12 protein-coding genes and 1 pseudogene are annotated in these 11,050 nt (G+C 51.4%); all 13 read left to right on the top strand.

Annotated elements, in window-relative coordinates; all coding sequences use genetic code 11:
* Positions 1-315 precede the first annotated feature (315 nt).
* A complete protein-coding gene (gene rpmH / locus QZR21_RS05675; protein ID WP_008860520.1) occupies positions 316-453 on the top strand; it encodes a 50S ribosomal protein L34 in 138 nt (45 codons plus the stop codon).
* Complete coding sequence (rnpA, locus tag QZR21_RS05670) at positions 446-823, top strand: ribonuclease P protein component (RefSeq protein ID WP_296096296.1); 378 nt, start codon at positions 446-448, stop codon at positions 821-823. Before rpmH ends, rnpA begins: the two co-directional genes overlap by 8 nt.
* 1 nt (position 824) lies before the next feature.
* On the top strand, positions 825-1,034 hold the full coding sequence (gene yidD, locus QZR21_RS05665) for a membrane protein insertion efficiency factor YidD (RefSeq protein ID WP_296096294.1): 210 nt from the start codon (positions 825-827) through the stop codon (positions 1,032-1,034).
* A gap of 229 nt (positions 1,035-1,263) precedes the next feature.
* Positions 1,264-1,917: pseudogene (locus QZR21_RS05660) on the top strand (YidC/Oxa1 family membrane protein insertase); the annotation flags it as partial.
* 344 nt (positions 1,918-2,261) lie between these two features.
* Positions 2,262-3,101, top strand: coding sequence for an RNA-binding cell elongation regulator Jag/EloR (gene jag / locus QZR21_RS05655; protein ID WP_296096290.1), 840 nt, complete (start codon positions 2,262-2,264; stop codon positions 3,099-3,101).
* Positions 3,102-3,393: 292 nt separating this feature from the next.
* Positions 3,394-5,679 (top strand): DNA helicase RecQ, encoded by a 2,286-nt coding sequence (gene recQ, locus QZR21_RS05650; protein WP_296096288.1) that lies wholly within the window; start codon positions 3,394-3,396, stop codon positions 5,677-5,679.
* Between the two features lie 143 nt (positions 5,680-5,822).
* Positions 5,823-6,617 (top strand): thymidylate synthase, encoded by a 795-nt coding sequence (locus QZR21_RS05645; RefSeq protein ID WP_296096286.1) that lies wholly within the window; start codon positions 5,823-5,825, stop codon positions 6,615-6,617.
* On the top strand, positions 6,614-7,090 hold the full coding sequence (locus QZR21_RS05640; RefSeq protein ID WP_296096285.1) for a dihydrofolate reductase: 477 nt from the start codon (positions 6,614-6,616) through the stop codon (positions 7,088-7,090). The genes QZR21_RS05645 and QZR21_RS05640 overlap by 4 nt, the downstream gene beginning before the upstream one ends.
* 14 nt (positions 7,091-7,104) lie before the next feature.
* Positions 7,105-7,521 carry a flavodoxin domain-containing protein gene (locus QZR21_RS05635; RefSeq protein WP_296974200.1) on the top strand — a complete coding sequence of 139 codons (417 nt, stop codon included), beginning with the start codon at positions 7,105-7,107 and terminating at the stop codon, positions 7,519-7,521.
* Between the two features lie 469 nt (positions 7,522-7,990).
* The gene (locus QZR21_RS05630; RefSeq protein ID WP_296096281.1) at positions 7,991-8,227 is read left to right on the top strand and encodes a FeoA family protein; all 237 of its coding nucleotides are present in this window, start codon (positions 7,991-7,993) and stop codon (positions 8,225-8,227) included.
* Between the two features lie 12 nt (positions 8,228-8,239).
* A complete protein-coding gene (locus QZR21_RS05625) occupies positions 8,240-8,464 on the top strand; it encodes a FeoA family protein (protein WP_296096279.1) in 225 nt (74 codons plus the stop codon).
* Between the two features lie 49 nt (positions 8,465-8,513).
* The gene (feoB, locus tag QZR21_RS05620; RefSeq protein WP_296096277.1) at positions 8,514-10,661 is read left to right on the top strand and encodes a ferrous iron transport protein B; all 2,148 of its coding nucleotides are present in this window, start codon (positions 8,514-8,516) and stop codon (positions 10,659-10,661) included.
* Positions 10,662-10,716: 55 nt separating this feature from the next.
* Entirely contained in the window at positions 10,717-10,893 is a 177-nt protein-coding gene (locus QZR21_RS05615) for a hypothetical protein (protein ID WP_296096275.1), read from the top strand.
* Positions 10,894-11,050: the final 157 nt, after the last annotated feature.

The following is an 11,050-nucleotide window of genomic DNA, read 5'->3' as shown; positions in this document are numbered from 1 at the left end:
CTATTTAAGGAGGATTATGACGAAGCAGTGCACAAAAATCCTTATGAAATCTGACTCTGCGATTTAATCAGCGCTTCCTTAAAGCAGCTGAAGGGCAGCACCCTTTGCCACAGGCCATTTCCACCCGGCACCACTTCAGCCCCCTGAGCGGCTTTAATAGATATACAGGCATCTGATTTGTGACTTTTATCACAAGGCGGCCTCATCCTATTTTGTCAAGGAAATTTCATTGACAGGGGGGGCCGACTTGGATATAATTATTCTGTTATGGTGTGCGAAAAATGGCACTGCCAGCATGTAAGGAGGTGTTGACACATGGCAAAAATGACATTCCAGCCGAACAATCACTGGAGAAAACAGACCCACGGATTCCGCGCTCGTATGAAGACAAAAGCAGGCCGCATTGTTCTGAAGAGAAGAAGAGCAAAGGGCAGAAAGGTATTAAGTGCCTGATTCAGAGGAAAAGGAAAGGGCGGATTTCAGTCTTCCCCGCTCTTCCCGTATACGACAGAACAGGGATTACCGAAGAATTTATCGCCAGGGAAAGCGCTTCAGCAACCGGGCAGGACTCTTTTACCTGGTCAAGTCCAGGAAGAGCGATGTTCGCATCGGCTTTGTGGCGACGAAGAAGATTGGTCATGCCTTTGCCCGGAACCGGGCGAAACGGCTGATGAAGGAGGTTTACCGCCTCCATCGGCATGAACTTTCTCCTCACCATGAAGCTATCCTCTTGGCAAGCCCCTTTCTGACGGGTGCAAGCTACAGGGAAGCGGAAAAAGCAATACTGGCGTTATGGCGGAAGGCCGGGATATTGGAGCAGTAATATGAAAACTGTACTTATCGGAATGATCCGTTTTTACAGATCCTTCATTTCCCCTTTAAAGCCGCCGTGCTGCCGGTTTACACCGACCTGCAGCGAGTACGCCCTGCAGGCGATAGAAAAATATGGTGCCCTCAAAGGCAGCTGGCTCGCAGTAAAGCGGATTATCCGTTGCAATCCATTTTGCAAAGGCGGCTATGATCCTTTACCGTGATGTGGCTGCTTTTTTGATTCTTTACCAGGAAGCACTGACCGGTGTACTTGGTCGGTCTTTTTTTACAGGGAATCGGGGATTCCGTTTCCCATCCATTACGGCAGTATTTCCGTATCCATAACATCATTTACCTATGACAGCGTGTCCGTCTTGTCCCAAAACTCACGGGCCTTGAAATGCAGAGGACCGGTATTGGACGGTTGAAATGAAGACCGTGTAAGGAGTAACAATGAGTGATTTTCAGATTCCCCTTTTGAGCAATCTGGTGGGATTCCTGGCCGACATTATGCGTGTATGCCTGGAATATGTCTACAAACTGACCGATGACCTGGGATTCCCAAGCTACGGGATCGCCATCATCGTACTGACCATTATCATTAAGACCGCGCTGCTTCCGCTGGCTGTGAAACAGATCAAATCCATGAAGGCCATGCAGGAAATCCAGCCGCTTATGCAGCAGATCCAGAAAAAGTATAAGAATGACCCGAAGAAACTTCGGGAAGAGATGAGCAAGCTTTACAAGGAACACGGAGCCAATCCGGCATCCGGCTGCCTTCCCCTGCTGATTCAGATGCCATTCCTGGTGTCCATTTACTATGCTCTCCAGGGATTCCCCTATGACCCGGCCCATGAAAGTTTCCTGTGGCTGGAAAGTCTGGCAGTACCGGACAGCACCTATATCCTGCCTATCCTTTCTGCAGCATCCACATTTATTATTTCCTGGCAGACAACGCCGAAAGACGCACCGGGGAACCAGAAAACCATGCTGATCGTGATGCCTCTCATGATTGGCTGGATGTCCCTCAATTTCCCGAGCGGCCTTGTCATTTATTGGATTGTGGTGAACCTGTACCAGCTCGTACAGCAGACCATCATGTTCCGTGAAGAAATGGTGGACCGCTTCAAAGGCAGTTCTACTCCTAAAAAAGGCGTAGTCACTGTCCATGGCGATGTGCAGCAGGAAAACCTGAAAACCACGAAAAAGAAAAAGGTTATCCGCAAGAGGATCATCAAGAAAGTGGTCAAGAAGAAAGACAACGCTGAACCAGCGGAGAAAAAAGAAAATAAAGGGTCTGCAGACAAGGCTCCTGCTTCTCCTGAGAAAAAGGAGGAAAAGCCGGAGGCTCCTGTAAAGGCTGCAGACGCTCCTGAAAAAGAAGGGGCTTCCAAGAAAGCATCTTCTGATACAAAAGAAGTCAAAGATTCCGGGGAGGCTGAAGAAACCAAATGAAAACAGTGAGAATCACAGCAAAGACTATTGATGCAGCCGTAGAAGAAGGTCTGAAGCAGCTGGGCATCAGCCGGGAAGAAGCTGTCGTTCATGTAGTGGAACAGCCCTCCAGCGGCCTCTTCGGCCTTATCCACAAGAAACTGGCGGCGGTAGATATTTCTGCCCCCGATGAAGAACCGGCCAAAGAAGAACCGAAGGAAGCTGCAGAAGTTCCGGCGGTAGAGGAAAAACCGGCTGCTGTAGAACCGGAAGCAGAACCGGCGGAAGAAAAGCCGGAAGAGCCAAAGACAGAAGAGAAGCCGGAGGAAAAACCGGAAGAACCGGCTGCTCCGGAAGCAAAGGAGAAGAAGAAATCCGAAGATTTCGTTTTCAATCCGGAAGAACAGGAAAAGACAGCCGATGAAGCCAAAAAATTCCTGGAAAGTGTGTTCCAGGGCATGCACCTCAATGTGACCATGGAACGGATGATGAATGAAGAACGGATTCTTTTCAACCTCCACGGCGAGGGACTGGGGATTCTCATCGGTAAACACGGACAGACCCTGGATGCCCTCCAGTACCTGACAAACCTGGCGGCAGGCAAGGAATTCCACCATCATTATTTCATCCTCCTGGATGTGGAAAACTACAGGGAACGCCGTAAGGATACCCTGGAAGCCCTGGCCAGGAGGCTGGCAGCCAAGGTAAAGCGGACAGGGGAAGAAGTTCGTCTGGAACCGATGGCAGCCGGTGAACGGCGGATCATCCACCTGGCTCTCCAGGACGATGGCGCCGTGACAACGGAAAGTGAAGGCGAAGCACCGCACCGTTACGTAGTCATCAAATTGAAGGAATGAACTCCTTTTCACAAAAGCTCTCTGAATTCGATTCGGAGAGCTTTTCCTTTTCAGGGGAAGAAATGCAGCATGGTGATGCAGGGAACTGGCGAAAAGTCGGGCGTGGGGCGTGGTGATATGTCATGATAAATTATAAAGCGATACCGATTTATTATCCGGTGGCATTGCTGTGCCATTATTTCTTAGCGCCGGGTGTATTCTCTGACTGCCAGCAATTTTTACAGCCGTGCCAATGGAGGTATGGGGCATGATATAATAGAAATGATACACAAGAAGGGAAGGAGGAAATATCGTGGGGCCCCAGGATATTCTGAAACAGTATTTCGGCTATGATTCATTTCGGCCGAAGCAGAAGGAAGTGATTGATGCCACCTGCCGGGGAGAAGACGTTATGGCTATCATGCCTACGGGTGCCGGAAAGTCCATCTGTTTCCAGATACCGGCCCTGCTGTTCCCCCATGGCACGATCATTATTTCACCCCTGATTTCTCTCATGAAGGACCAGGTAGAGGCTCTCCTGGAACAGGGCATTCCCGCTTCCTATGTAAACAGTACGATTCCCTATGATGAATCCATCGAGCGGCTTCGGAACCTGTACCGGGGCCGGATCAAGCTGCTCTACATGGCACCGGAAAAACTGGAGCCCTCCTATTTTACCCAGTGCCTTGCCCAGGTGCCCCTGTCCATGGTAGTCATTGATGAGGCTCACTGCGTATCCCAGTGGGGCCATGATTTTCGACCGTCCTATCGGAAAATCAAGACATTTATTGACAGCCTGCCCCGGCGGCCGGTGGTGACAGCCTTTACTGCCACTGCTACGCCGGTGGTGGAGGCGGACATGAAGAAAAGCCTGGGGCTGGAAAAGGCCCAGGTATTCCGTACAGGATTGGACAGGCCGAATCTGTCGTTCCGGGTTATCGAATCGTCAGGAAAGGAAGATTTTATCCTCCGCTATGTAAAAAGCCACCGGAAGGAAAGCGGCATTATTTACTGCGCCACCCGGAAAGCGGTGGAAAAGGTATATGATATGCTGGTTCGCCGGGGAATCAGCGCAGGCCGCTACCATGCGGGTATGGATGATGAGGACCGACGGAAGGCGCAGGAAGATTTTTCCTTCGATACGGTGAACGTCATGGTGGCTACCAATGCCTTCGGTATGGGAATCGATAAAAGCAATGTGCGCTATGTCATCCACTACCAGATGCCCAAAAGTCTGGAGGCCTATTACCAGGAGGCCGGCCGTGCCGGCAGGGATGGATCCAGGGCAGAATGTATTCTCCTTTACAGTGGCCGGGACGTCAGCATCCAGCGTTACCTCATTGAGCAGGGAGGGCAGGATGAGGACCAGAAAAGGATGGATTACCATCGGCTGAATGCCATGGTGGATTACTGCCAGACCACATCGTGTCTTCGGAATTTTATCCTTGCCTACTTCGGAGAAAAAGTGAAGGAACCCTGTGGACACTGCGGCAACTGTGAAAGCGGGAAAGGAAAGGTGGATGTCACCGATACGGCATCTCTTATTTTCCGGACCGTATCCCTGCTCCACGAACGGTTTGGCGCCCAGATTGTGGCGGATGTGCTGCACGGCAGCCACTCCCAGGTGATTCTGGACAGGAAACTGGAAGATACGCCGACCTACGGCAAGTTGTCCTTTGTGCGGGTGAAACATATCAAAAGCGCCCTCAATAATTACATTGCCGATGGGTATCTCCGACGGGAGGGGGAGCCCTATGCAGTTCTGAAACTGACGGACCGGGCCCGGGCGGTGCTGGCAGGGCAGGAAAAGGTCATGGGCCTTGCCTTTGGTGCCGGCGATGTAATGGCCGATGCGGCGGTGGAAAAGAAACTGGAAAGGAATCCCATCCGAAAGGGCGGGCTCTTCGAAAAGCTGCGGAAACTCCGGACTTCCCTGGCCCGGGAGGAATCGGTGCCGCCGTTTGTAGTATTTTCCGATGCCACACTGGAAGACATGGCTCTTCTCCATCCCCGGACCCTGGAGGACATGAAGGAAGTCCGCGGGGTTGGTTCCTTCAAATTGCAGAAGTATGGACCCCGGTTTTTGGAAGTGCTGAGGGAAGAAACGGAGGAACCGGAGGCGGAAGAGGAAAAGGAAGCTGAAGACTCCGATGAAAGCCTTCTTGAGGCCCTTAAAAACCTGAGAAGATCCATGGCAGCCAGCCTCCATAAGGCGCCAAAATCCATATTTACCGATGAAGTGCTGTCTTCCCTGGCCCTTCAGCGTCCTTCCAATACGGAAGAATTGAAGCAGATCCGGGGAATAGGAAGCAAGAAGGCCGCGGCCTATGGTATGCCATTCCTCCGTCTCATCCGGGAGGCAGCAGCCCATCCGGAGCTGCCGGCAGATGTAGATGAAAGTGCACGGCTCCTGTTTTTGGGAAAAGTGAGGGATCGGCTGGCCCGCAGGGCCAACGTTTCTCCGGCGGATATCCTGCCTGATGGGGCCCTGCATGACCTGGCGGGAGGAGACCTCTCTGACCTGGACGGGATAAAAGAAGAGTGGGCCGGGGAATTTCGGAAAGCTCTTGTTACCTATGCAAAAATAGAAAGCCATTGACCTGGCGTACCCCTTGGTCCATGGCCTTGCCGGGGTGCCATCGGGTTGGCAGGCGTGAGCAATGCCGACCTGGCTGTACTGCTGCATTCTGTTCAATGGGCTGTCTGCCCGTTGCCATCATTATTTAATTAAAGGAGGACCCTATGAGTCTTGCTGATACAGAATATCTGGGAATTGTGAAAAACATCCTGGAAAAAGGAGCGCTGGGCCAGAACCGGACCGGCATGCCTGCCTATAAGCTGCCCCATCAGATCATGCAGTTTGATCTGGAAAAGGAGTTTCCTATCCTCACCACGAAGTTTGTGGCTTTCAAGACGGCGGTGAAGGAAATTCTCTGGATCTGGCAGAAGCAGTCCAACGATGTACGGCTGCTGCAGAAATGGAACTGCCATATCTGGGATGAATGGATGCGGGAAGACGGGACTATCGGAAAGGCCTACGGCTACCAGCTGGCCAAGTACCACCAGGTGGACAATCTCTTGAAAACGCTGAAGGAAGATCCCCAGAGCCGGCGCATGGTGGTGGATCTCTGGAATGCAGGGGATTTGCCGGATATGGCCCTTTATCCCTGTGCCTTTCTTACCATGTGGGATGTGTCGGAAGACGGACGCCTGAACTGCGTGCTCGTGCAGCGGAGCGGGGATATGGGCCTCGGTGTGCCATTCAATATGGCCCAGTATGCCGCACTGATCTGCATGATTGCCCAGGTGAGCGGCCTCCGCCCGGGACTCTTTACCCATGTCATCAATAATGCCCATATCTACGAAAACCATGTGGAAGCTTTGAAAAAACAGCTGGCACGGCTGCCCGAAGCCTATGAGGCACCGAAGCTGGTACTGAATCCGGACATCCGGAATTTCTATGATTTCCAGCCGGAGGATATTGTCCTTGAAAATTACAGGCACCACGATAAGATTTCCATGGAGGTGTCGGTATGAGCCTTTCTATTATTGTGGCCCGCAGTGAAAACGGGGTAATCGGGAAGGACAACCGCCTCATCTGGCACCTGTCCGATGATCTGAAGCAGTTCAAAGCCCTGACCATGGGCCATCCCATCATCATGGGCAGGAAAACCTTTGAAAGCCTGCCGAAGGTCCTTCCGGGGCGCGTCCATTACGTGCTCACGGGAAATAAGGACTACCGGGCACCGGAAGGAGTGCTCCTTTTCCATGATGTGAAAAGTCTCCTTTCCGCCCTGCCGGAAGGAGAAAACTTTGTCATCGGCGGTGAACACATGTATCGGACCCTTTTTCCCTATGCCGATACCCTGTATATTACGGAAGTCCATAAATCCTGTGAGGGCGATGCGTTCTTCCCCGATTTCGACGGGAAAGAGTGGCATCTGGTAAGCAAAAAGGCGGGGGAAGGACCGATTCCCCACGATTTCTGCGTATATAAGAAAATGAAGTAAAGAAGGCGTGATCTATGAGATTTGCAGTTCGGTATTACAGCCGTGGGGGTTCCACGGAAAAAGTGGCCCGGGCCATTGCCCGGGAAGTGGGAGAACGGGCGGAAACAACGGATAAGGGCCTGGAAAAACGGGTGGATAGCCTTTTCATCGGAAGCGGCGTCTATAAGGGCCACATCGACCCCCATGTAAAATCCTTTATCCAATCCTTAGATCCATCAAAGGTAGGGAAGGCCGCTTTCTTCAGCACCGCCATGCTTTCCGGCGGCAAAAGCGATGAAGAAGTGAGGCAGCTCCTGGAAGAAAAGGGGATTACCCTGGATACCAGGACATTCCACTGCCATGGGAAGTTCCTGTTCTTCCACAGAGGCCATCCAGACCGGAAGGATCTGGTGGATGCAGAAATCTTTGCCAAGAAAATAGGGAAACTGTGAAGGAATGGTCTGTGGCCTTCGGCCAGGGCTTAGGCTTTGCCTTGGCTTGCGGAAGAAATTGATTTAAAAGCCGCAGTGTGGGAGAAGTCTGTATATTATATTTTCGCAGTGATTCCCCGTTGTGTGCGCTGCCACAACCATTCTGCATTTCTGAATTTCCATTTTATTTGCGTCTTTTCAGGCGCTTTTTTATTGCCTGTATTTCCGTAATTATTCCATACATGCTGTAAAGATATCTGATAAGTTACATATGGTATACCATGCATATCGAAATAAGTATATATAATTTAATAAATTATATATACCGACTTTAAACTTTAATAAATACTATAATTAGAAAAATCCGAATTAAAGAAAGTATACCATGCAATAATAATACGGGTCACCATTAAATATTATTTCGTCCTATTGACTAATTATATGCGGCAGCATTATTATAAGACCGTAATGATGAGCCTATGAGCATCCAATGAAAGGAAATGGGGTGAAACAGATGATGCCTCTCATTTTTGCAAAAGAAGGCGACACCGTGACGATCCGCCGCATTTCCGGGAAAGAGGATATCCGCCAGCATTTGGCGGAACTGGGTTTTGTGGTGGATACACCGGTACTCATCGTCAGCCATATGGCAGGAAACCTGATTGTCCAGGTGAAGGGAAGCCGGGTGGCTCTGGACCGGTCTATGGCGCAGAAAATATATTTTTAAGGAGCAGTGGGAATGAAAACATTGAAAGATGTCTCCGTGGGCCAGACGGCCCGGGTAAAACGAATCCATGGAGAAGGGGCGCTCCGCCGCCGCATCATGGATATGGGGATTACAAAGGGCGTGGAAATCTACGTACGCAAGGTGGCACCCTTAGGAGACCCGGTAGAACTGACCATTCGGGGCTATGAACTGTCTATCCGCAAAAATGAAGCGGAAGCCATCGAAGTGGAAGCATAGGAACCATATAGTATCCTGAACAATGATAGAAAAGAAAGGAGCAGCAGGAATGTCTATCAGAATTGCCCTTGCAGGCAACCCAAATTGCGGTAAAACAACTTTATTTAATGAACTGACCGGCAGCTCCCAATATGTGGGCAACTGGCCGGGTGTTACGGTGGAGAAGAAGGATGGGATTTTAAAGAAGCATCCCGATGTCATCATCCAGGACCTTCCGGGGATTTATTCCCTTTCCCCCTATACACTGGAAGAAAAGGTGGCCCGGAATTACTTGGTCAATGAACAGCCCGATGCCATCCTGAATATCATCGATGGCACGAACCTGGAAAGAAACCTTTACCTTTCTACCCAGCTCATCGAAATCGGCCTTCCGGTGGTGATGGCGGTCAATATGATGGATCTCGTCAAAAAGAACGGGGATACCATCGATGTGAAGAAAATGGGTGAAGAACTGGGATGTGAAGTGGTGGAAATCTCTGCACTCCAGGGAAAGGGCTGCATGGAAGCTGCCGAAAAGGCGGTGGCCGCAGCAAAGGAAAAGCGGAAAGTCCGCCTTCCTTCCGTATTCACCGGCAGCGTGGAACATGCCATTGCCCATATTGAAGAGACCATTGCACCGAAGGTGGAAGACCGGTTCCTCCGCTGGTACGCCATCAAGGTTTTTGAACGGGATGAAGAAGCTACGGCGGCTCTCCAGCTGGATCCGAAAACGGTATCCCATCTGGAAGGGCACATCAAAGACTGCGAAGATGAACTGGACGACGATGCGGAATCCATCATCATCAACCAGCGCTATGAATATATTGCTAAAATTATCAGCTCCGTGCTGAAGAAGAAACATGCCGGACACACCATGACGGTATCCGATAAAATCGATCGGGTAGTGACGAACCGGGTGCTGGCTCTTCCGATTTTCTTCCTCATCATGACAGTGGTATACTTCATTTCCTGCTCCATCATCGGCGGACCGGTGACGGACTGGGTGAATGATGATTTCTTCGGCGGCATTGTGACCGATGCGGCTTCCGATTTCCTGGAAGCCATTGAAGCGCCGGACTGGCTGGAAAGTTTGCTGGTAGATGGTATCATCGGCGGCGTAGGTACGGTCCTTGGTTTCGTACCCCAGATTCTCGCCATTTTCTTCTTCCTCTCCGTGCTGGAGGATTCCGGCTACATGGCCCGGGTAGCCTTCATTATGGACCGGATTTTCCGTAAATTCGGCCTGTCCGGGAAGTCTTTCATCCCGATTCTCGTGGGCAGCGGCTGCGGCGTGCCGGCAGTTATGGCAACGAGGACCATCGAGGACCAGCGGGACCGGCGGATGACCATTATGCTCTGTACTTTCATCCCCTGCTCTGCCAAGGCCGTAATCATTGCCATGATTACATCTACCTTCTTCCCCGATTCCGTTCTCATGGCGCCGTCCATGTACTTCCTCGGCATTGCGGTCATCGTACTCGCCGGCATTGCCCTGAAGAAGACATCCGTATTCGCCGGTGACCCGGCTCCCTTCGTCATGGAGCTTCCGGCTTATCATGTACCGTCCCTGAAGGGCGTCCTCATCCATATGTGGGAAAGAGCCCGGGGCTTCATCATCAAAGCGGGGACTATTATCTTCGCTGTATGCGTGATTATCTGGTTCTTCTCTTCCTTCAATATCACCATGGATATGGTGGATGACATCGAAGATTCCATGCTTGCCGGTTTTGGCCATATGATTTCCTGGATCTTCGCACCCCTGGGCCTGGGTGACTGGAAGGGCGCGGTGGCTGTCATTTCTGCAGAAATGGCCAAGGAAGATGCCATCGGCACCCTGGCTGTACTGAATGGTGTAGCCAAGGATGCGGAAGATGAAATGGTGATGGCCGGTATCTCCGGTATGTTCACCCCCATTGCCGCTTTCTCCTATATGATTCTGAACCTCTTCGACCCGCCCTGCATCGTGGCTATGGCCACCATTGCCAGGGAAATGGGCGATAAGAAATGGGCCGGCCTGGCCATCGGTTTCCAGGTCATCCTGGGATACTCCCTGGCCTTTATCGCCTACAATCTCGGCGGCTGGCTGTTCTACGGTTTTGACTTCGGTATTTCCCAGGTCCTGGCGATCATCCTCTGCCTGGTGGGACTGTACTTCATCTGCCGTCCGGCACCTAAGGTGAAAGAGGAAACGGTGGAAGGCGCCGGAGCCAAAGCCTGAACGTCCATGTTTTCCTGTAATTCCTGATGTTTTCTGTTTGGAAGGAGGCCTTCCCATGAGTATAGGAACCTATGCTGTTTTAGCTGTGATTGCAGTCCTTTTCGTCCTGGCCTGCCGGCATATTTACCGGGTCACCCTGGGCGGCGGAAGCTGCTGTGGCGGCGGGGACGGTGAATGTCCTGCCTGCCGGGCAAGAAAGATGAAACTGCACGGCGGACTGAAGGCACAGTAAAGTCCAAAGGAGGAGCTCTTCGGAGCTCCTCCTTTTATATTTTGAGTAAGAACGCGATATTTCAGTTTGTCGAGCTGGTGTGTTCGGCGCTGACGGGTAGAGTCATTCGTATGGAGCTTTTAGCTACTAGCGGCTAGCTGCCAGGAAAACTGTCCAG

Origin of the sequence: uncultured Dialister sp., from assembly GCF_900541605.1 — a bacterium.
Taxonomy (GTDB): domain Bacteria; phylum Bacillota; class Negativicutes; order Veillonellales; family Dialisteraceae; genus Dialister.
The sequence above is the reverse complement of the archived record's forward strand: the minus strand, read 5'-3'. Positions and strand labels throughout refer to the sequence as shown.

Bases quoted from the DNA above. Each gene is read 5' to 3' on its own strand.
- rpmH (WP_008860520.1), top strand. From the start codon at position 316: ATGGCAAAAATGACATTCCAGCCGAACAATCACTGGAGAAAACAGACC.
- yidD (WP_296096294.1), top strand. From the start codon at position 825: ATGAAAACTGTACTTATCGGAATGATCCGTTTTTACAGATCCTTCATT.
- jag (WP_296096290.1), top strand. From the start codon at position 2,262: ATGAAAACAGTGAGAATCACAGCAAAGACTATTGATGCAGCCGTAGAA.
- QZR21_RS05645 (WP_296096286.1), top strand. From the start codon at position 5,823: ATGAGTCTTGCTGATACAGAATATCTGGGAATTGTGAAAAACATCCTG.
- QZR21_RS05640 (WP_296096285.1), top strand. From the start codon at position 6,614: ATGAGCCTTTCTATTATTGTGGCCCGCAGTGAAAACGGGGTAATCGGG.
- QZR21_RS05635 (WP_296974200.1), top strand. From the start codon at position 7,105: ATGAGATTTGCAGTTCGGTATTACAGCCGTGGGGGTTCCACGGAAAAA.
- QZR21_RS05630 (WP_296096281.1), top strand. From the start codon at position 7,991: ATGAAAGGAAATGGGGTGAAACAGATGATGCCTCTCATTTTTGCAAAA.
- QZR21_RS05625 (WP_296096279.1), top strand. From the start codon at position 8,240: ATGAAAACATTGAAAGATGTCTCCGTGGGCCAGACGGCCCGGGTAAAA.
- feoB (WP_296096277.1), top strand. From the start codon at position 8,514: ATGTCTATCAGAATTGCCCTTGCAGGCAACCCAAATTGCGGTAAAACA.
- QZR21_RS05615 (WP_296096275.1), top strand. From the start codon at position 10,717: ATGAGTATAGGAACCTATGCTGTTTTAGCTGTGATTGCAGTCCTTTTC.